Origin of the sequence: Alkalibacter saccharofermentans DSM 14828, assembly GCF_900128885.1 — a bacterium.
Taxonomy (GTDB): Bacteria; Bacillota; Clostridia; order Eubacteriales; family Alkalibacteraceae; genus Alkalibacter; species Alkalibacter saccharofermentans.
This window is the reverse complement of the sequence record NZ_FQTU01000001.1, coordinates 261,186-282,664: the sequence shown is the minus strand read 5'-3', so window position 1 is coordinate 282,664 and position 21,479 is coordinate 261,186. Positions and strand designations below refer to the sequence as shown.

The following is a 21,479-nucleotide window of genomic DNA, read 5'->3' as shown; positions in this document are numbered from 1 at the left end:
TTATATTCCTCACGCTTTTTATTGTCAATAGCATATTATCCATATGCGTATTTCTACTGGAATAAATGAAATTAAAAATCACCTTGAACTTATTTGAAGGTGATTTAAGTAGTTTGTTTTATAAATTTGAAACTTTCAATGCAGCCGATTTGACAGCATCTTTTACATCATCAAAGAAATTGTATTCACCTACATCATCGATATAGCCTGAAACCCTTAAAATCTTAAGGGGCTGTTCATTGACTCCGCAATAATATAAGGCGGTCTTTTCCTTAACGCATCTTTTGTGTATTCTTTTAAGTGCATCCAGAGCAGTGGCATCCATATTAGGGACGTTATTCATTTTAAGTATTAAAAATTCAGTATGGGTCTTCAATTCGTTTAAGATATCCAAGAAGGTGTTTGCGGCGCCAAAAAACAAAGGACCGTTGATGTCGTAGACCAATATTTTAGATCCTAGATAATCGTGGGAAGTACTATCCGTTTCCATATTTTCGTCGTGTTCATCGTCAAGTATATTTTTATACATCAATGCCGTATTTGCTACTTGGGTACTGTCGGCCATTCTTCTGATAAACAGAAACATAGCAGCAAGCATGCCAATTTGGATAGCTATTATAAGGTCGAAAACCACAGTTAAGATAAAAGTGAGAAGCAAAACGGTCACGTCGCTTTTAGTAGAACGCAAAAGCCCTTTGAATGAGCGCCACTCGCTCATGTTGTAAGCAACTACTAAAAGTATCGCACCCAGAGAAGTCATAGGTATAAGTTTTGCTAAAGGCATGAAAATCTGCATTATAAGAAGCAAAAAAAGAGCGTGGACTATTCCGGCGATAGGAGTCCTGCCGCCATTTTTCACATTTGCTGCAGTTCGGGCTATAGCTCCCGTTGCCGGTATGCCACCAAAAACGGCCGAGCCGATATTTGCGATTCCCTGGGCTATCAACTCTGTATTTGATCTGTGTTTCTTGCCGATCATTCCATCTGCCACCACAGCTGAGAGCAGGGACTCGATGCTGGCAAGAAATGCAATGGTCAGGGCAGGGGGGATCAAGTTTCTAATGATTGGTATAGAGATTTCAATGGCTGTAAGATCAATAAGTGTTATCTTGCTTGAAATTTCTCCGAAATGATCTCCGATTGTTAAGACGGGAAGATTGAATGCGGCAACGATACCTGTAGAGATTACAAGAGCTATCAAGGATCCGGGAATAGTCTTGTTTATTTTTGGCCATAAAACTATTATCAACAGGGACAAGAGTCCGACGGATACTGTAGGTAGGCTTAAGGTATGTATATTGGATATATAGGAGTGCCACTTTTCAAAGAATTCAGAAGGGACGTTGACAATTTCAAGACCTAAAAAATCCTTTACTTGGGTAGAAAATAAAACTACAGCGATTCCCGATGTAAAACCTGTAGTGATAGGGTAGGGGATATATCTGATTATGCTTCCAAACTGCATAAGTCCGAAGAGAATCATGAAAACACCTGCCATAATTGTAGCAATAGTAAGCCCCTCGATGCCGAACTGAGCAATGACGCCGTAAACTATAATGACAAATGCCCCTGTAGGGCCGCCGATCTGCACACGGCTGCCGCCTAAAAAAGATATCAAAAATCCTGCTATAACAGCAGTTATCAAACCTTTTTCAGGTTCTACGCCTGAAGCGATCCCTAGTGCTATGGATAAAGGCAGAGCAATAATTGCCACTATTATGCCTGAAACGATATCCTTTGTTATTTGGTTTTTATTTAGGGAGGGGTTTTTAGTGCTTATTAAAGTGAAAAGCTTTGGACGGAACATTAAAACATCTCCTTGTGGAATTAATTTGAAGGCTCGTGCTTAAAAACAATGCTTTGCATGCAATATGCGCGATATCATTCTAGACTTTAATCGCAGACATGTCAATATGATGTGTAAATATACAAAAATAAACACAGATTTAAGAGATTAGTTAATAAGAGTGGGTGCTTGTATAAAGGATTATCATGTGATATACTGACTCTAACACAATAATGAAATGTGCTGGGGGTGCCTAAAAGGCTGAGAAAAGTTGAACTTTAACCCTTTGAACCTGATGCGGTTAAAACTGCCGGAGGAAAGCTTTAATGGACGTTCGCCCAAGCACTGTAATTTTACAGTGCTTTTTTATATTGGAGCAGCCAGATATTGGAGGAACAATGTATATAGATGCCCATACTCATTTGGAGCAATTTGAAGACAACCTTCATGTCGCCCTTGAGATAATAAAAAAGGAAGAAATACTGACTTTGGCATGTTCAATGGACGCTGAGTCCTATGAGTTTTCAAAGGCTGTTTCTAAAGATTGGGATCTTGTGATACCTGCTTTTGGAATTCATCCATGGAAAGCATCTGCGAACTTAAATGTTTTAGAAGACCATGATCCGCTGATTCGCGAGGCAGCCTGTATAGGAGAAATAGGACTAGATTTTTACTGGGATAAAAATAAAGAAAATTATCCTGCTCAGTACAAGGTTTTCGAATATATGCTCGACAGGTGCAAAAAATATGGCAAAGTGTCGAACATTCATACCAAGGGGGCCGAAAAAGAGGTTCTATCATCGATTAAGTCCTTTGATATCAAACCGCCTATCATTCACTGGTATAGCGGACCTAGAGATATTTTGACAAAGCTGATCGATTTTGGATGTTTATTTACGATTAGCGTGGATTCCGGAATTTCGCCAGCAGCTGGAGAACTTATTGAGTATGTGCCCTTAAAGCAAATCTTGACGGAAACAGATGGTCCCGGATCATTGCTATGGGTAAATGGGAAGTGCGGATATCCAAATGAAGTAAAAAACATAGTAAAAGAAATAGCGGAAATCAAAAAAATCGATGTGGCTGAAATGACAGAAATTATAGAGGGAAACTTTTACGAAAAGTTAAACGTTGGTTTCAAAGAAAGGGAAGATGTCTAAATGAAAACAGTAAATGTTAGTCTTCAAGTATTGCCTGGCGTACCTGAATGTGAAATATACGATGTGGTAGACAAGGCTATAGAGTATATACAATCAACAGGCGTCAAACATATCGTTGGTCCCATGGAAACGACCATGGAGGGAGAATACGATCAGCTCATGGACATAGTTAAAAGATGTCAGGAAATTGTTTTTGAAAATGGAGCTGAAAGGGTGGTGTCCGTAATTAAAATAGATGCCAAAAAAGACGGGGTCACAATGGATGAAAAAATATATAAATACAGATAAGCTTTACCCGATAGCCGGGATAGCGTTGGCACTTGTGTTATGGCAGATTATCGTACAGGTCAGAAATGTCCCGGGTTATATTCTGCCCTCCCCTACGAGAATAGCTTCCGCCCTTGTCAGAGATTTTGAACTTATCAGATATCACTCGGCAAGAACCCTTTACGCATCTTTTGTAGGTTTTGGATTTTCCATAGTGTTGGCTTTCATATTAGCGATAATAATGGATAGCTTTGAAATAATAAAAAAGGCGTTATATCCTTTATTGGTAATTTCTCAAACGGTTCCGATAATAGCAATTGCGCCTCTACTGATCATTTGGTTCGGGTTCGGCACGCTTCCTAAAATAATTATAGTGGTTATAGTATGCTTCTTTCCAATTGTAATCAGCCTGGTTCATGGAATGGAAAGCATAGATGAGGATTATCTAAGGTTGTTCAAGACAATGAAGGCTACAAAGTTGCAGGTATTCTATCACTTGAAGCTTCCTTTTGCGTTGGTACACTTTTTTTCCGGACTCAAAATTGCCGCTACATATATGATAATGTCTGCAGTCATTGGAGAATGGCTAGGGGGAGATCGGGGTATAGGGGTATACATGTTAAGGGCAAAAAATGCTTATGCCCTGGACAGGGTGTTTGCATCGATATTAATAATTGTAATTATGAGTATTTTAATAATATATGCTATAGAAATATTAGGGAATAGAGTTTTGCATTGGCAAACAGAAAGGGATGAGGATTAAATGAAAAAATTATTGATGGGTTTAACTCTAACATTGGCATTGGCATTGGCATTGGCAGGTTGCGGGGGAGAAACCGAAGAAAAGACTACGGTTATACTGGATTGGACTCCTAATACGAACCATACAGGGCTTTATGTAGCTTTGGAGAACGGATATTTTGAGGATGAAGGCTTGGATGTAGAAATCATTCAACCAATGGAAGGTTCCTCCACCACCCTTGTAGCCACAGGGCAAGGAGATTTTGGAGTGACATATCAAGAGGATGTCACCTATGCGCTTACCAGTGAAGATCCATTGCCGGTTACTGCGATTGCTACCATAATCCAAAACAACACTTCAGGCTTTGCATCAAGAAAAACGGCTAATATCGAGACAGTAATGGATTTTGAAGGAAAAGTTTACGGAGGATGGGGGTCTCCATCTGAAGAAGCTATTTTAAATGCCATCATGACAAACGCTGGAGCTGAATATGAAACATTAACAAACACAAATATAGGAACAGACGATTTTTTTGCAGCAACAGAAAAAGAAATAGATTTAGTGTGGATTTTTGAAGGTTGGACTGGCATAGAGGCTAGGCTTAGAGGCATAGAACTGAACTATATGCCTATAAAAGATTTAGATGATGCATTAAATTACTACACGCCGATTTTGGTTGCAAACAACGATACTATTAAAAACAACCCGGAAAAAGTGGAAGCTTTTTTAAGAGCTGTGGAAAAGGGATATCTGTATTCTGTCGAAAACCCTGAAGAAGCTGCTGCAATCTTGCTTAAATATGCTCCGGAACTTGAAGAAGAATTAGTGGTAGAAAGCCAAAAGTTTCTTGCTGATCAGTACATGATGGGAGCAGATCAGTGGGGAGTCATGAAAGCGGAGGTTTGGAAAGATTATGCTGATTTCTTGATGGACAATGGTCTTTTGGAGAAGGAGTTGGATGTGGATAATGCCTTTACGAATGAATTCCTCCCAAAGTGACAGTGATACTGTAATAAGTCTAAAACACGTAGGGAAGAGTTTTGGCGAAATGGTGGTTTTTGAGGATATCTCGCTGCATGTCAACAGAGGAGAGATCGTATCCATACTCGGGTCAAGCGGCAGCGGAAAGAGCACTCTGTTCAATATAATAGCAGGATTGATTCCCATAGATCACGGAGATGTTATCGTCAAAGGAACTGTTGGATACATGCAGCAAAAAGATCTTTTGCTGCCATGGAAAACAGTGTCAGCCAATGTGGGACTTCCCTTGAAGCTCAAAGGAGTGGAAAAAGAAGACATAAAAAAAAGAATAGAGGAATATCTTCCTCTTGTGGGGTTGGAAGGCTATGAAGATAAATTTCCTTTTCAGCTATCAGGTGGAATGAGACAAAGAGCAAGCTTTTTAAGGACGTTAATGACTTCTGAGGAAATTTTTCTATTGGATGAAGCTTTTGGGTCCTTGGATTCAATAACCCGGGGTCAAATGCAAAAATGGCTGCTTGAGATGAAAAGAGAGCTTGATAATACGGTGGTATTTATCACTCATGATATTGATGAGGCGATTCTTTTATCCGACAGGATATACGTGATATCTAAGATTCCTGCTGAAATCAAAAAAGAAATCGATGTAGATTTTCACAAAGACGATAAGAATAAGCGGCTGCTGTCTTCCAAGACCCTTCAACTAAAACAGGAGATACTTAGATATCTGTAATAAGCCGGCTTTTTAGCCGGTTTTAATTTACCATTTGATTAGCTGGTTTCAAAAACATATAATATAAATAAAAACGAGGTGCAATAATGGGATATATACCTGATTTAAATGAAGCGCAAAATCTCCTGGAAGAATACAATCAGGATAAATTTCTTTTAAAGCATGGCAAAATAGTTTCCGGCATAATGGGGTATTTTGCAAAAAAATATGATCCCGACAATGAAGAGTTTTGGAGAGTGGCAGGGTTATTGCACGATCTGGATTTTGAAAGATACCCTAAAGAGCATTGCATAAAAACAAAAGAAATCATGAAGGATATGGACTTTGACGACAAACTCATTAGGGCAGTTGAAAGCCATGGGTTTGGAATTGTAACCGATGTAGAGCCTGAACATATGATGGAAAAAATACTGTATACCACAGACGAGTTGTCAGGGCTGATAGGGGCTGCCGCGATAATGCGACCATCCCGAAGCTTAAGGGACCTTGGGGTAAAATCTGTTATGAAAAAGTTTAAGACGCCGAGCTTTGCCAAAGGCTGTTCTCGGGAAGTCATTGCAAAAGGCGCACAGATGCTTGATATGGAACTGAGAGACCTTATTGAAATCACAATTGAAGCCATGAGATCCATGGGTGATGAGATACTTGATTGACTGAGCTGAGCACGGGTATAAGTAGCACTATATTACTGTATGAAAGAAGGGTTTAATATGGGATACGATATGGGAAAATTGTACGAGACGACTATCGAGTGTATGGAACGACGTGGAGTAGTGATTGATGACATTGCAGAAATAGTCTTGTTTTTGCAGGAAAAATACCATCCTGAGCTTACCATGGAGGAAAGCATTGAAAACGTTAAGGCGGTAATTACAAAACGTGAAACAATACACGCTATACTTACAGGGATAGCCCTGGACGAGCTTGCTGAGAAAAAAATGCTGCCGGAGCCACTCCAATCGATCATTGAGTCAGACGAGGCATTGTATGGAATCGATGAGATTATACCATTGTCTATAGTGAATTTATACGGCACAATAGGGCTAACTAACTACGGTTATTTAGACAAGGAGAAGATTGGGATAGTCAAAAAGCTGGACACCAAGGAAGGCGAGAAGATAAACACTTTCATGGACGATCTTGTATGCGCCATCGCTGCAGCGGCAGCCAGCAGAATAGCACATTCTGACAAGTATTGATGTTTTCTGTTATTTGAATCGAATATTATGCTAAGATGTGCAAACAATATATACCCGGCCTTCGAGTCGGGTTTTTTTCTGTACTTACTTATCTACCACACTTTTTGACTGTCCCGCCTTTAAAAGTTTGGGAAAAAGTGTGGATAAATGATGAGATATATATTATAATGTCTATCATAATAGTAGGTATTAGTAAAATTCATATTAACGTCACATCAAGCTTTTTACAATACCAATATCTTTGTTATACTTAAACTGTAACAGAATAGGAAATAAGCAAATAATGGAGTGAAGCGCATGGAAATAGCTGTGATAGGGATAGACCATAATAAAGCACATATAAATATAAGGGAAAAAGCATCCTTTGCTACTTATTCAAGCAGAGAGAAGGTAATGGATGAGCTCGCTGCTAAGGGAGTGGAGGAAATAGTGATTCTATCCACATGCAATAGAAGCGAGATATACATATCTTCCGAAGATGTTGACAGATTCATCCCCTATGTGGTGGATATTTATCGAAAAGCAACAGGACTGATGGATATTGAAAAGTTTCTTACCGTGATGAGGGAGGATGTCGCTGCAAGGCATCTTTATCGAGTGGCTGTTGGCTTTGAATCTTTGGTTTTGGGAGAAGATCAGATTCTTGGGCAGGTAAAAGAGGCTATGGAACATTCCATAAAGAAAAAATACAGCAAAAAAATATTAAATAAGCTTTTTAGATGTGCGATAACTTATTCAAAAGCGGTAAAAACTAAATTCAAGATTTCAGAAAATCCATTATCGATAAGCTATATAGGCCTAAAAAAATTGAAAAATGAAGTGGAATCCTTTGAAAACAAGACAGTTCTGATAGTAGGCGCCGGTAATATCGGGACATTGGCCCTTAAATACATGCTGGAAGAAAGACCTAAGAAGATTTTGATGACAAACAGAACTCATAATAGACTAAAGGCCATTGTGCAGGAAACGCACCACATAGTGCCAATACCTTACGAAAAAAGATACCAATATCTAGCTGAGTCAGATATAGTAATCAGCGCGACTGCATCTCCACATAAAATATTTACTAAAGAAAATATGCCTGATATCAAAAAAAAGCTATGTATATTGGACTTGGCCCTTCCCAGAGATGTAGAGAAAGAAGTAGGGGATATCCTGGGTGTCAAGATCTTCAATATAGATGATTTGAAAAAAGTAGAGGAAGAAAGCAAGGGCTACAGACAAAAGATCCTCAAGGCAGCAATGGCTGAAATGAAGAACGAGATAGAGGAGTTTATCTGCTGGAAGGCTGGAGCCAAGGTAGATCCTTTAATTGGATACATAGATGATAAATGCAAAAAAATCAGAAAAGAGACTATGAGCTATATAGAAAACAATACATGCATAAGCGAGGAAGACAAAGTATCCATAGAGAGATTTCTAACCTCTCAATTAAAAGAAAAGTTTAAGAAACCTATAATAAACGTTAAAAAATCTCAAAGCCAGACACAATTAATGGGACTAAAGGATTATTTGAGCTTGATGGCAGAGGGGTATGGTGAGTGATATGGGGTATCCTGTCGTTTTAGATCTTGAAGGTAAAAAGGTAGGGATTATAGGAGGAGGCAAGGTCGCATTGAAAAAAGCTGAAAAGCTATTGGGATGCGGTGCTGTTTTATACGTCAAGGCTCAGGATATGCACCAAGGATTTTCCAAGCTGGAAGAAATATACCAGGAAAACCTGTTTTTGATACGGGGAAGTTATACATTAGAAATATTAGACGGGTGCATGCTGGTTTTTGCGGCAACCTCTAATCCAGAATTAAACGAGCAAATAAAGCGGGACTGCAGCAGCAGAAATATTTTCTGCAACGTGGTTTCAGACAAGGATTTATCCGATTTTTCAAATACTGCTTACTTTGATAGGGGAAAGGTTCAAATCAGCGTTTCTACAAATGGAGCATCTCCCAAAATCGCTAGAGATATAAAAGATTATTTAGAAGAAAATTTTAATCCAAAATGGGAGGCGGATGTCATAAAATATGGCAGAATCAGAGATTTCATATTGAAAAGCAAATTAAAAGACGCTCAAAAAAGAGAAAAGCTGAAAACCTTATTAGACCTTAAACCCGAATATTGGGATTTCTTTTTTGAAGCAATCCGGAAGGAGGTTCATATAGATGAAAATTAGAGTTGGAAGCAGGGGCAGCAAGTTGGCGATTGCTCAAGCCCAGATATTTCTCGAAAGCGTGAAAGAAAAGCACAAGGAATTTGAATATGAAATCAAGATCATAAAAACTACAGGTGACAAGATCCAAGATGTAAGCCTCGACAAGATAGGAGATAAAGGCGTTTTTGTAAAAGAAATTGAGGAAAGCCTTATAGAAGGGACTATAGATTTAGCAGTGCACAGCATGAAGGACATGCCTTCTGCCATCCCTGAGGAACTTATGTTTTCTGCCATTCCAAAAAGAGAAGATCCCAGAGATGCCCTCATATTGAATTACGGGCGTAAAGGCCTCGATGAACTTCCTATGGGTGCTGTTATAGCCACGGGAAGCAAGAGAAGAGAGTACCAGCTTTTACGCTACAGGCCGGATATTAAAATAGTACCTATCAGAGGAAATATCGACACCAGAATCAGAAAAATGTATGAACAAAATCTCGATGGATTGGTAATAGCAGCGGCAGGGTTGAATCGACTGAAAATAAAATCTGATATAAAGCAAAACATCATTTTACTGGACGAAGAATTGATGCTTCCAGCACCTGCCCAGGGGGCGCTTGGCCTCGAGATAAGAAAAAACGACAAAGAGCTCGATGATGTACTAAGGCTTGTAGAGGACTATGAATCAGCTGTTCAGATACGTGCGGAGCGAGAATTCTTAAAGGAGATCGACGGTGGCTGTCATCTGCCAATAGGCGCTTTATGCAAAGTGGAGGGTGAAAACATTTTGTTGGTTGGTCTGCTTGGGAATGAAGATGGCAAAATATTAGTAAAAAGAAAAATTGAAGGAAAAGCTGAAGATGCAGAAATGTTGGGAATAAAACTCGCGAGGATTATCAAAGGGGAGATGCCCAAATGAAAAAAGGAAAGGTTTACCTTACCGGTGCGGGACCAGGGGACGAGAAGCTAATTACTGTGAGAGGTCTGGAGACTATTATTCAAGCCGATGTGCTGGTTTACGACAGGCTGGCAGGTGAAGGGCTCCTGAGACATGCTTCAAAAGACTGTGAGCTTATCTACGTGGGGAAGGTTTCGAGAAATCATACAAAAACCCAGGATGAGATTAACCAAATGATTTGCGAAAAAGCATGTCAGGGTAAAATCGTCACAAGGTTAAAGGGCGGGGACCCGTATGTTTTTGGAAGAGGCGGTGAAGAAGGAGAATATCTCGCAGACAGAGGCATAGAATTCGAGGTAGTGCCGGGAATAACTTCAGCAATAGGGGGCTTGGCTTACGGAGGGATACCTATAACTCACAGAGATCATGCCTCTAGCTTTCACGTCATTACCGGACACCTTAAAGACGAAGAAGAGGAACTGGACTGGGATGTTCTGTCAAGGTTAAAGGGGACATTGGTCTTTTTGATGGGTATGGGACAGCTTGAACAAATTGCATTAAAATTGATTGAAAAGGGAATGGACAAAAAAACTCCTGTTGCAATTGTAAACTGGGCAAGCACGCCCATGCAAAAAAGCGTGAGAGGCGAGCTTGATAACATATACTTTAAAGCAAAAGAAAAAAACATAGGTTCACCGGGTATAATCGTCGTTGGCGATGTGGTGAAGTTAAAGGATAAATTAAATTTTTTTGAGAGCAAGCCCCTTTTCGGCAAGAGAATTCTCGTGACAAGGGCACGAGAGCAAAGCAGCCTGTTGTCTCAAAAAATCAAGAGTCTAGGTGGACAAAGCTTGGAGTTCCCGGTTATTAAAATCCGTGAGACTAAAGCGATAGCCGAGCTTAAAGACAGAATTCCTAATATTGAGGATTATGGATGGTTGGTATTTACAAGCCAAAATGGGGTGAAAATATTTTTCAAGTATCTATTTGAAGCCGGATACGATTCAAGAAAGTTAGGAGGGGTAAAGGTTGCAGTAATTGGCAAGGCAACGGGACAGGAGCTAGAAAAATATAATATAAAGCCTGACTTGATTCCGGAGAGCTTTGTTGCAGAGTCTTTAGCCCATGCTTTGTACGAAAGAGTAAGGCCAGAAGAAAAAATTCTTATTGCCAGAGCTGAAAATGCCAGGGATTTTTTAGCTAAGGAGCTTTCTAAGCTTTGTACTGTAGAGGATCTAAGGATATATGAAGCAGTAAAAGAAGAAACAAATGATAAAAGAGAAGACATAATCAAAAAACTTGCAGCTAACGAAATCGACTATGTGACATTTACTAGCTCATCCACTGTTAAGAACTTAATCGAGATATTGGGGGATGAAAAATATTTGCTTGAAAAAACAAAGCTTGTGTCTATTGGTCCTATAACAAGTCGCACAATTGCTGAAAATGGCCTTGCTGTTTGGAGGGAAGCAAAAACATTCGATACAGACGGGGTAATCGAAGCTATTGCGGCAACACAAGGAGGTAATCGATGAATATTTCAAAAAGGCCTCGAAGACTTAGAGGAAATGATATTTTAAGAAAAATGACAAGGGAGACTCATCTCAAGAAAGAAGATTTTGTTTACCCGCTTTTTGTTCAGGAGGGAAACGGAATAAAGACGGAGATAAAGTCAATGCCGGGGCAGTTTAGATATTCTATTGACAGCCTGGTAGAAGAATGCAGCGAGCTTATAGAAATTGGGATTGACAAGATTATGCTGTTTGGAATACCGGCTGATAAGGACGATAAAGGTTCCCAGGCATCAAGCATGGATGGAATCATTCAAAAGGCTGTGAGAATCCTCAAGAAAGTTTACCGGGATAAAATATATATAATCACAGATGTGTGCTTATGTGAATACACTTCTCATGGTCATTGCGGAATCATAGATGACAAGGGCCGGGTAAGAAACGATGAAACCGTGGATATTCTTTCAGAAATCGCATTGACACACGCTAAAGCAGGTGCAGACATGATCGCACCATCAGATATGATGGATGGCAGAATAGGGCAGATAAGAACCAATCTGGATTTGGCGGGGTATCAGGACATACCTATAATGGCCTATAGCGCAAAGTATGCATCCAGCTTCTATGGACCTTTCAGAGACGCTGCGGATTCTGCGCCAGCCTTTGGAGACAGAAAAGCCTATCAGATGGATCCGGGAAATATCAGAGAAGCTGTCAAGGAAGTAGAGCTTGATATACACGAAGGAGCGGATATAGTGATGGTCAAGCCGGCACTTTCCTATTTGGATGTTGTTTCTAAAATCAAACAGGAGACAAATATTCCTGTAGCTGCATACAATGTAAGTGGTGAATATGCAATGCTTAAGATGGCGGTTGAAAATGGAATAATGAGTTTAGATGTGATAAATGAGACGCTTTTGTCTATTAAACGAGCGGGAGCCGACATTATCATAACTTATTTTGCGAAAGAATTTGCATTAAAATCAAAATGAGAGGATTTTTCATATGAAATTCGATAGATCGGAAGAGCTCTTTGAAAGAGCTGAAAAAGTCATGCCGGGAGGGGTCAATAGTCCCGTACGGGCGTTTAAAAGCGTAGAGATGACAGCTCTGTTTGCTAAAAGCGCTTCGGGAAGCAAAATAACTGATGAAGACGGAAATGTATATATAGACTATATATCAAGCTGGGGACCGTTGATACTCGGACATGCAAATCCTGAAGTCCACAAAGGAGTCATGGATGTATTTGAGGGAGGCATAAGCTATGGGCTTTCAACAAAGAAGGAGATTGAACTGGCTGAACTAATATCATCCATGTATCCCGCTGCACAGATGGTCAGGATGGTGAACTCCGGAACGGAAGCGACTATGAGCGCTATCCGGCTTGCTAGAGGCTATACCGAGAGAAGTAAAATACTTAAATTCGAAGGCTGTTACCATGGCCACTTTGACGGTTTATTGGTCAAAAGCGGATCTGGGGCGTTAACCTTTAATATTCCTACGAGCAAAGGGGTGACGGAGGACATCGCCAAAGACACTCTAGTGGCAACGTACAACGACTTTAAAAGCGTTGAGAAGTGCTTTGAAGAATTTGGACCTGAAATAGCAGGTGTCATAATTGAGCCGGTGGCAGGAAATATGGGAGTTGTGGAAGGGGAGAGGGAATTTATCTCTGCTTTAAGAAAAATAACTAGAGAAAACGGAACCTTATTGATTTTTGACGAGGTGATCACCGGATTTCGTCTGGGGTTAGATGGAGCAGCTGGATATTATGGTATTGAACCTGATTTAGTCTGCTTTGGAAAAGTTATCGGTGGAGGTCTCCCGGTAGGCGCATACGGGGGGAAAAGAGAGATAATGAGCGAAGTCGCTCCTTTAGGAGACGTTTATCAGGCAGGAACCTTGTCAGGCAATCCTCTTGCAGTCCATTTGGGGCTCAACCTCTTAAGCTACTTAAATAGAAATCCTCAAATATATTCTCAGCTGGAAGACAGGGCCATCAGATTGGAAGAGGGTCTCGTGGAAGGGGCAAAATCCGGGAAGATACCTGTGACGGTTAACAGGGTTAAGGGCATGTTGAGCATGTTCATGACGGATAGCCCGGTAACTACATTTGCTCAAGTAATGACATCAGATACCAAAATCTATGCTAGGTATTTTAAAAAGATGCTCAGTCAAGGGATATTATTTCCACCATCTCAATATGAAGGGTTGTTTCTTTCAGCAGCTCATACTGATGAGGATCTTAATTTGACAATCAAAGCAAATGTTAATGCGTTAAGGCTAGCAGGCGAATAATTCAAGCAGGTGACTTATGAATAAAGATAATTTATCCAAAATCAGCAATAAGAAGGCCTTGTTGATTGTGAGCGTAGGAACCAGCTGCAAAAAAACAAATGAAAAGAACTTAGATTCCATTGAAAAAGCAATAACCGATAATTGGTCTAATGTGATTGTAAGAAGGGCGTTTACTTCAAGAACATCAATTTCCAAGGCTGAAAATAAGGACGCTGCACACACCACAGCTGAAGCATTGTCAAAGCTTATGGCTGAGGATTATAAAGAGATAATCATTCAGCCGATTCAAGTGATAGAAGGTTTAGAGTTTGAAAAGATTATTTGTAGCGCTATGGATTTTAAGGGGAGATTCAAGAAGATTTCGATCGGAAGGCCACTGCTAAGTTCAAGGTTGGACTTTATAGAACTGATTGCAGCACTAGATAACGAATATGGCTTAAAAGACGGAAAACATACGATTTTTATAGGACATGGGTCTGCCCATAGGGGAAATCAAGCATATCGGGATTTAAAGGTTATCTTTAACAACGAAGGCTTTGAGGATGTTCATATCGAGACTTTAAAGAGAAATTCCGGCTTTGACAGTCTTTTAATGAATCTCAAAGAAAAAAAGATTGATGATGTGAGGCTGTTGCCCCTTATGATTTCAGCGGGAAAACACATCCTTGAAGATATTTATGGTTCAAGTGATGAGTCATTGAAGTCAGTTCTGGAAAGCAACGGATTCTCTGTAGAAGGGTCAGTTAAAGGTTTGGGAGAAATCGACGGCATCATAAAAATTTTTATACGACATGTTAAAGAAGCCATGGATGGCATAGAAAAAATCAGTTGAAGATAAGATTGATTTGACAAAAACATTTTGAGAGGTGACGACAGTGACGACGAAAAGCTTTTGCCACGGAGGAGATGTATGGCAAGGGGAAAATCCTTCCGATTGGATTGATTTTTCAGCCAATCTTAATCCTCGAGGCGCTCCGGATAGGATGTTGCGGGAAATTAAAAAATCTATAAATGAAATAGGCTTTTATCCAGACCAAAAGATGAGGGAGGCTAAAGAGAATATAGCAGATTTTCTAGGATGTGATATTAGCAAAGTCTTGCCCACAAATGGAGGAATAGGTGCACTTCAGCTGGTAGTAGAACATGAGAGACCGACTAAGGCGATTATAATTGAACCCTCCTTTGCAGAATATAAGAGGCTTGCCTTGAAATCAGGAGCTGATATAGTTCATATACCCATGTTTCAAAAGGACGAAATCATATGGGATGTTGATAGAATAAAAAAAGAAATCGTGAATAAAGGAATGATTTTCATATGCTCTCCGTCTAATCCTCTTGGAAATATAGTCGAAAGAAGAATTCTTTTGGAAATATTGGAATGCAGCGAAAAGTCCGGAGCAGTAGTGGTGCTGGACGAAGCATTTATAGACTATTGCGAGGAGAATTCAGCGAGAGATTTGATTGATAAGTACTCTTCTTTGGTCATAATGGGATCATTCACAAAAATGTTTTCCATACCAGGAGTTAGGCTCGGCTATGCATTGGCTTGTGAAAATATGATAAAAACATATGAAAAGTACATGATGCCATGGTCTCTGTCTGCTCAAGCTGTAGGTGCGAGCAGAGCTTTGCCTTCTTTGAAGGCTTTTGCAAATGAGTCAGCGGGAATGAACAGGCTGCTAAGAAAGAAATTATCAAGTGATATTTCTCGACTTGGTTTTACAGTGTTTGATTCTGAGGCCAACTATCTTTTAGTAAAAATAAACGATGAAGCAGTGAGTCTCGATTATATCGAAATGAAGCTGAAAGAAAAAAATGTCCTGATAAGAAACTGTTCCAACTACGAGTGTCTAGGGGATAGATACTTTAGGGTTGGGGTCAAAAGTGAAAAAGAAAATTCCATGCTGGTGGAGTATTTAGAAACAATATTGTCAAAGCCTACTTGGAGGACGACATGATTAAGGAGAACATTATTATATTGGTACTCGCTCTATTGCTGGATTTTATGATAGGCGATCCTTATTGGTTTTACCATCCGGTCAGGATAATAGGCAAGTTCATAAGTTTTGAGGAAAAACTTATACGTAAGTATTTTAAAGGCAAAAAAATGGAGACTTTGGCGGGTGTCGCTTTGCTTTTAGATACAGCATTATTTACTGCCGGGATAACTTGGTGTATTCTTATCGTTTCAAAGTCGATAAATCCCTCTTTAGGATTTGGAGCAAAGGTGTTTTTAGCATATACAACCTTATCTATCAGATCACTTCATTTTGAGGGGATTCAGGTTAAAGATGAATTGGCAAAGAGTCTGGAGCAAGGAAGAAAAAGAGTGTCTCATATTGTTGGCAGGGATACGGATAATCTGTCGGAGGAAGAGGTAGTAAAGGCGGCAATAGAAACCATTGCCGAGAATACAACTGATGGGGTAATATCACCCATGTTTTATATCTTGCTTTTAGGTCCGATTGGAGCTATGGTCTTTAAAGCTGTCAGCACCCTTGATTCCATGGTGGGTTATAGAACTGAAAAATACGAATATATAGGAAAAGCTTCAGCTAAGGCTGATGACTTGTTAAATTACCTCCCTGCAAGAATCTGCGGCGCATTGATGGTTATAGCTGCCTATGTTTTAAGATACGACTATAAAAATGCTTGGAAAATACTTGCTAGAGATCACGGCAATCACAAGAGTCCAAATTCAGCATGGTCCGAAAGCGCGGTTGCAGGTGCTTTGAACATAAAGCTAGGCGGGGTTCACGACTATTGGGGAGTATCTGTATACAAGCCTACAATAGGAGATGATGGAAGAAGTGCCGAAGCCGGTGATATCCATAAAACAATCAAGATGATGTATATCGCTTCTATATCGTTTGTATTGATAATATCAATATTTATATTTTGGTCATGATGCCTCCAAGTCAATTGGAGGTTTTTATATATTAAAAATTAATTAAAATATACTGTTCAGGTTTAAGGAATTTTAAAATGCTGTTATCATTGTATATGGAAGCTAGGAGGCGATAATATGGTTGAAGTGAAAAATCTAAAAAAAATTTTCAAGCTAAGCAAAAAAGACATGAAGAAAGAAAAAACTAAGCAAAGAGAAAAAATAGCTGTAGACGGTCTGTCCTTTAAAGCTGAACAGGGTCAAATCTTCGGGCTTCTAGGCCCCAACGGAGCAGGCAAAACCACCACATTAAGATGCATATCCACTCTTATCAAGCCTACAGAAGGAGAAATAAATGTAGAAGGCATAATTGTTGAAGCGAATCCTGAAATGGTCAGAAAAAAAATCTGCTTTCTGACAAATGAATTGAAACTGGATACTCATTTCACACCTGCTTATACCATCGAGTATTTCGGAAAGCTGCATGGAATGGATACTGGTGCGATTTACAGAAGGAAAGAAGAGCTTTTTAAGAGGTTTGGCGTTTCGGATTTCGAAAACATGGCAATAGGGGAATTGTCCACAGGCATGAAGCAGAAGCTGTCCATTGCAATCAGCCTTGTTCATGATCCGAAGGTGATAATCTTTGACGAGCCTACAAATGGACTGGATATTATTACTGCCAAGAGCGTTACCGATTATCTCCTGGAGATGAAAGAAGTGGGGAAAACCGTTATAATATCTACTCACATAATGGACGTGGCAGAAAAGCTTTGCGACAAGATTGCAATTATGCTTGACGGAAAACTAAGCATAGAAGGAACTACTGAAGAAATTTGCAGGAATACAGGCCAGAAAAATCTTGAAGAGGCATTTTTCAAGCTCTATTTCGACCAGGCTTCAGGAGGTGCAGCAAATGCTTGAGATGATTGGAGTAATAATAAAAAAAGAGCTAAAGAGAGTTTTTACGGATAAAAGGCTGATATTCACAACGTTGATTCTTCCGCCTATCATGCTTGTGGTGCTTTACGGCATCATAGGCATGGGTGCCAGCGGGATGATGGAGGATATTGAAGCCCATACTTCCAGAATAGTTGCTGTACAGGCACCTGAAGATGTGGTGGGTGCGATTAGAGCAACCGGTTCGCAAGTCACAGTTGCCGCTAGGGATGAAATGGAAGGCGTTAAGGAAAATATTAGGGCGGGAGACATCGAGGTAATGATCGAGTTTGATCCTGATTTTGAAGAAAAAGTCATGAACTACACCTCGATGGCTGCTCCTTATGTAAACACGTATCACAATTCAAGTGAGGATTACTCATCTTCAGCTTTCTACATGGTTAGAGACATACTCACTCAATACGAAAACCAAATGCTGGGAATCAGAATGGGAGATGAAGCTTACGCCAGTATATTTGAGCTTAACATGAATAACCCGGAACAGGTGATAGTAGATGAGAAGAGGGCTTCAGGAAGACTTCTGTCGATGCTGCTCCCCATGCTGATTACCATTTTCTTGTTTGCCGGAGCAATGTCATTGGGACCGGACTCTATCGCAGGAGAAAAGGAAAGAGGTACCATGGCGACATTACTGATGACTCCAGTAAAGAGGGAAGTAATAGCATTCGGGAAGGTAATAAGTTTGGGGATACTGGCATTTTTGAGCGCGCTATCTTCCCTTGTGGGAATTATCATAGCACTGCCTCTGTTGGCTGGATCATTTGCAGGGGGAATGGGCATGAATATAACGGATTATGTGAACTACAAAGCAGTGGATTATCTTATGATATTGGGAATACTGATATCCATGGAGATAATTTTTGTCGGAATGATCAGTGCTGCTTCTGTTGTTGCAAAAAATGTCAAGGAAGCGGGCACTTACCTGATGCCTATATATTTCATGGTAATGATAGCAGCTTTCAGCAATATGTACTCAATGCAATCCCCAGAGCTCTTTGAGTACGCAATACCTGTTTACGGAAGCATCGTAGCCTTAAAAAGCGTCTTGAGCTTTGAGATGACTGCCCTGGGTTTGGCTTTGAATATAGGGGTTTCGCTCATGGTGGGAGTTGCCTTGGTATATTTGATCAAGGTGCTATTTGAAAATGAGAATGTGATGTTCAATCAATAAAGGTTTATTGATTTATCGAAAGCGAATAAGGGTATAAAGTTATAAACATAATTTAAAGATCAAACAATTGAGAGGGTGGTATTTATGGATATCCGCAAAGTCATGCTAGAGAGAAAATCGGTAAGGGACTTTAAAGACAAAAAAGTGCCTGTTGAAACCTTACAGGGATCTATTGATTTCTGCAAGCCTAAATACGAATTGGTTTGCAGCACAAATATGAAAGCTGTAATACTTGAAGATGGTAAAAAAATCTCGAAGCTTCTAAACGGAATAGCAGGCTATAACGGCTTGATGATAGAAGCACCCCACTACATATTGTTTTTAAGTAACGACGTGAAAAACCATCAGATACAGACGGGCTATTATGCTGAAAATATAATGCTGGATCTTGAGTCAAAATCAATAGACACTTGCTGGCTTAATATTCCGGAAGATGGCACATTGGTTAAACAGGCGCTAGACATAGAGGATCCAAGGGAAGCTTCAGCACTGATAGCAGTGGGTTACAAAAAAAGAGATAAAAAGGTCATAAATCCTCTTCACACAGGAGATAATTATTCCCAGGCAAATCTGAAAGTAGTGGATGACAATACTTCCGCCAGGTTAAAACCAGAAGAAATAGTATATCTTGATAAATGGGGATACAATCCAACTGCCGATGAGCTTAAGAACTTGGGCTTGGACAATGTGTTCTTTTATGTGAGGCTAGCACCATCCACTCTAAACAGACAGCCATGGAGGTATTTTATCAAGGATAAAAAAATTTATCTGACCATAAAAACACAAGAGAGCATAAACCACGAGCACGACATGCTGGATGCAGGGATTGCGATGTTGTATACTGATCTAATAATGAATAACTACAGCTATAACGGTAAGTGGACCGTAGCAAACGAGAGCGCCAAGAACTATGGCATACCTGAAGATTATTATGTAGCTGGGTATTTTAGCAAGGAATAAACTATATCCACAAAAGGGAACCTAAAAGGTTCTTTTTTGGTATAATGATACGAGAGACATAATCCTGCTGAAAATGGAGGATGGAAATGGATGCAACTGAAAAGATATTAACATTGAGTCAAATTGATAGAATAGGAAGCGCGACGATACGGCATGCCTATGATTTTTTTAGTGATTTTGATAGTGCGACTTTTAAGGATTTAATTAAATTTGTCCAGATGGTCAGAAATTTTAATATTGATCCTGAGGCTGTCACTAAGGCATTAAGAAAGAAAGACGATATTATCGATTCATGTCTGAAAGATGACGTAGAGATTTGCAGCTTTGTTGATGATGACTATCCTGATAAGTTCTCAATGGTCGAAGTATCCCCTTCAGTTTTGTATTTAAAAGGGAATCGAGATATTCTGAAAGACAGGCTTGTGGGAATTATAGGAACTAGAAATCCCACCCAGCAGGGGAGAAAGATAGCCTGTGACTACGGCAGGGTATCTGCTGGTGAGGGCATCGGAGTAGTAAGCGGCCTTGCTGCTGGTTGTGATACTTGTGCGCACGTAGGTGCTGTTGAAACTAATGGGATGACGGTAGCGGTACTTCCCGGCGGGATAAATAGGATATATCCGAAGGAGAACACAGGACTTGCTGAGGCCATACTCGATAAGGGAGGGCTCCTGCTAAGCGAATATCATCCGGATGAAGGCGTTGAAAATTATAAATTTATTTCTAGAGACAAGCTTCAAGCTTGTTTGAGTGAAAAGGTCTTTGTCGTAGAATCAGGCGTAACGGGGGGCACCATGCATACAGTAAATTTCACATTGCAACAATCAAAACCGGTGGGAGTTGCCATGTATGGGCTAATGAAAACATCCCAGAGAAAGGGTAATTTGATGCTCCTTGGCAGTTGCAAACACAAAATCATACCGGTTGACGGTGAGGATGATTTTAAGGTGTTTATAAATGAAAAAGCTTAAAAGGATTATCGCTATCGTTTCCATTGCAGTTGCCGCTGCGACCTTGTTTTTTCAGTTCGCATTTATCAGAAGTTTATTTGTTATGGGCGTTTACAGTTTTCAACAGAACCGAGAGTCTCTATTTGTCAAAGAAAACATAGATGTAATAATTCCCGGAGGGCTCTCTACCCGGGAGAAGGACTGGTATCCATTTGTCATTACATACAACGATTCAGATATCTCTAAAATTCTCAAAACAGATGCAGAGATGAGCATTAGATACAACTTTGGGGCATTTGAAAATGGAAGCTCGTTGTTGTATGATTCTCAAAGTAAGTATTTCAATTCTTTTTATGGATGTTATATAATAAAGGGGAAGGATACCCCAATGATTCTTCACGATCAAAAGGGTGAATGGGATATAGAGAGGATAAAAATGATACCTGCATATGATCTCGAAGTATTGGTGTTAAAAAGCTTGGGAGCCCAGAATCCGGTAGCCGAATTTATAGTGAAGAAAGAAACTCCGGGTATGGAAGTTGCAGGTTATGATGATTGGACCGTATTCGATGCCGAGATAGTCTCGAACAGTCCAGAGCATCACAAAAGGGAGTTTAAAAGAGCGTACCTGCAATATGGCAGCCCGAAGAATTATTTGGGCAAGGATTTTCCAGCCGTCGAATCATACGGAAGGATGTATGGGAGGTATTTTAACGAAAAAGAACTGTACGTTCTAATTTTTGTAATATCTACAGACATTCATACTGTGTATCGAACTGATTCTAATTTTTTATCAAAAACGATTATCGAGAAATAAAGGGGGGCATCAC

22 protein-coding genes and 1 riboswitch are annotated in these 21,479 nt (G+C 39.9%); of the genes, 21 read left to right on the top strand and 1 reads right to left on the bottom strand.

Annotated features, from left to right (window positions below; translation table 11 throughout):
* Positions 1-118: 118 nt before the first annotated feature.
* Positions 119-1,807, bottom strand: a complete 1,689-nt coding sequence (locus BUB93_RS01390) for a SulP family inorganic anion transporter (RefSeq protein ID WP_073269268.1) — start codon at positions 1,805-1,807, stop codon at positions 119-121.
* A gap of 214 nt (positions 1,808-2,021) precedes the next feature.
* A riboswitch (TPP riboswitch) is annotated at positions 2,022-2,122 on the top strand.
* Here BUB93_RS01390 and BUB93_RS01385 point away from each other — a divergent pair.
* The 21 genes from BUB93_RS01385 (at position 2,113) to BUB93_RS01285 (ending at position 21,466) form a co-directional block, all read left to right on the top strand.
* Positions 2,113-2,946 carry a TatD family hydrolase gene (locus BUB93_RS01385; protein WP_242945271.1) on the top strand — a complete coding sequence of 278 codons (834 nt, stop codon included), beginning with the start codon at positions 2,113-2,115 and terminating at the stop codon, positions 2,944-2,946. Its footprint overlaps the riboswitch before it by 10 nt.
* Complete coding sequence (locus tag BUB93_RS01380; RefSeq protein WP_073269266.1) at positions 2,947-3,234, top strand: MTH1187 family thiamine-binding protein; 288 nt, start codon at positions 2,947-2,949, stop codon at positions 3,232-3,234.
* Complete coding sequence (locus tag BUB93_RS01375) at positions 3,209-3,976, top strand: ABC transporter permease (protein ID WP_073269265.1); 768 nt, start codon at positions 3,209-3,211, stop codon at positions 3,974-3,976. Before BUB93_RS01380 ends, BUB93_RS01375 begins: the two co-directional genes overlap by 26 nt.
* On the top strand, positions 3,977-4,954 hold the full coding sequence (locus tag BUB93_RS01370) for an ABC transporter substrate-binding protein (protein WP_073269264.1): 978 nt from the start codon (positions 3,977-3,979) through the stop codon (positions 4,952-4,954).
* Positions 4,923-5,669, top strand: a complete 747-nt coding sequence (locus tag BUB93_RS01365; RefSeq protein WP_341465266.1) for an ABC transporter ATP-binding protein — start codon at positions 4,923-4,925, stop codon at positions 5,667-5,669. The genes BUB93_RS01370 and BUB93_RS01365 overlap by 32 nt, the downstream gene beginning before the upstream one ends.
* Before the next feature lie 86 nt (positions 5,670-5,755).
* A complete protein-coding gene (locus BUB93_RS01360; RefSeq protein ID WP_073269262.1) occupies positions 5,756-6,322 on the top strand; it encodes an HDIG domain-containing metalloprotein in 567 nt (188 codons plus the stop codon).
* Between the two features lie 57 nt (positions 6,323-6,379).
* On the top strand, positions 6,380-6,868 hold the full coding sequence (locus BUB93_RS01355; RefSeq protein WP_242945270.1) for a phosphatidylglycerophosphatase A family protein: 489 nt from the start codon (positions 6,380-6,382) through the stop codon (positions 6,866-6,868).
* 297 nt (positions 6,869-7,165) lie between these two features.
* Positions 7,166-8,413 (top strand): glutamyl-tRNA reductase, encoded by a 1,248-nt coding sequence (gene hemA / locus BUB93_RS01350; protein ID WP_073269260.1) that lies wholly within the window; start codon positions 7,166-7,168, stop codon positions 8,411-8,413.
* The gene (locus tag BUB93_RS01345; RefSeq protein ID WP_084116798.1) at positions 8,403-9,038 is read left to right on the top strand and encodes a precorrin-2 dehydrogenase/sirohydrochlorin ferrochelatase family protein; all 636 of its coding nucleotides are present in this window, start codon (positions 8,403-8,405) and stop codon (positions 9,036-9,038) included. Before hemA ends, BUB93_RS01345 begins: the two co-directional genes overlap by 11 nt.
* Positions 9,028-9,933 (top strand): hydroxymethylbilane synthase, encoded by a 906-nt coding sequence (hemC, locus tag BUB93_RS01340; RefSeq protein WP_073269258.1) that lies wholly within the window; start codon positions 9,028-9,030, stop codon positions 9,931-9,933. Before BUB93_RS01345 ends, hemC begins: the two co-directional genes overlap by 11 nt.
* Complete coding sequence (cobA, locus tag BUB93_RS01335; protein ID WP_073269257.1) at positions 9,930-11,447, top strand: uroporphyrinogen-III C-methyltransferase; 1,518 nt, start codon at positions 9,930-9,932, stop codon at positions 11,445-11,447. Before hemC ends, cobA begins: the two co-directional genes overlap by 4 nt.
* Positions 11,444-12,415, top strand: coding sequence for a porphobilinogen synthase (gene hemB, locus BUB93_RS01330; RefSeq protein WP_073269256.1), 972 nt, complete (start codon positions 11,444-11,446; stop codon positions 12,413-12,415). The genes cobA and hemB overlap by 4 nt, the downstream gene beginning before the upstream one ends.
* Before the next feature lie 13 nt (positions 12,416-12,428).
* The gene (gene hemL, locus BUB93_RS01325) at positions 12,429-13,721 is read left to right on the top strand and encodes a glutamate-1-semialdehyde 2,1-aminomutase (protein WP_073269255.1); all 1,293 of its coding nucleotides are present in this window, start codon (positions 12,429-12,431) and stop codon (positions 13,719-13,721) included.
* 16 nt (positions 13,722-13,737) lie between these two features.
* The gene (locus tag BUB93_RS01320) at positions 13,738-14,553 is read left to right on the top strand and encodes a sirohydrochlorin cobaltochelatase (protein WP_073269254.1); all 816 of its coding nucleotides are present in this window, start codon (positions 13,738-13,740) and stop codon (positions 14,551-14,553) included.
* A 43-nt stretch (positions 14,554-14,596) separates the two neighbouring features.
* Positions 14,597-15,679, top strand: coding sequence for a pyridoxal phosphate-dependent aminotransferase (locus tag BUB93_RS01315; RefSeq protein WP_073269253.1), 1,083 nt, complete (start codon positions 14,597-14,599; stop codon positions 15,677-15,679).
* A complete protein-coding gene (cbiB, locus tag BUB93_RS01310; protein ID WP_073269252.1) occupies positions 15,676-16,629 on the top strand; it encodes an adenosylcobinamide-phosphate synthase CbiB in 954 nt (317 codons plus the stop codon). The genes BUB93_RS01315 and cbiB overlap by 4 nt, the downstream gene beginning before the upstream one ends.
* A gap of 117 nt (positions 16,630-16,746) precedes the next feature.
* Complete coding sequence (locus BUB93_RS01305) at positions 16,747-17,532, top strand: ABC transporter ATP-binding protein (protein ID WP_073269251.1); 786 nt, start codon at positions 16,747-16,749, stop codon at positions 17,530-17,532.
* Entirely contained in the window at positions 17,525-18,739 is a 1,215-nt protein-coding gene (locus BUB93_RS01300; protein ID WP_073269250.1) for an ABC transporter permease, read from the top strand. Before BUB93_RS01305 ends, BUB93_RS01300 begins: the two co-directional genes overlap by 8 nt.
* A gap of 84 nt (positions 18,740-18,823) precedes the next feature.
* Entirely contained in the window at positions 18,824-19,699 is an 876-nt protein-coding gene (locus tag BUB93_RS01295; protein WP_073269249.1) for a nitroreductase family protein, read from the top strand.
* A gap of 86 nt (positions 19,700-19,785) precedes the next feature.
* Complete coding sequence (locus tag BUB93_RS01290; RefSeq protein ID WP_073269248.1) at positions 19,786-20,670, top strand: DNA-processing protein DprA; 885 nt, start codon at positions 19,786-19,788, stop codon at positions 20,668-20,670.
* On the top strand, positions 20,657-21,466 hold the full coding sequence (locus BUB93_RS01285) for a hypothetical protein (RefSeq protein ID WP_073269247.1): 810 nt from the start codon (positions 20,657-20,659) through the stop codon (positions 21,464-21,466). Before BUB93_RS01290 ends, BUB93_RS01285 begins: the two co-directional genes overlap by 14 nt.
* Positions 21,467-21,479 lie beyond the last annotated feature (13 nt).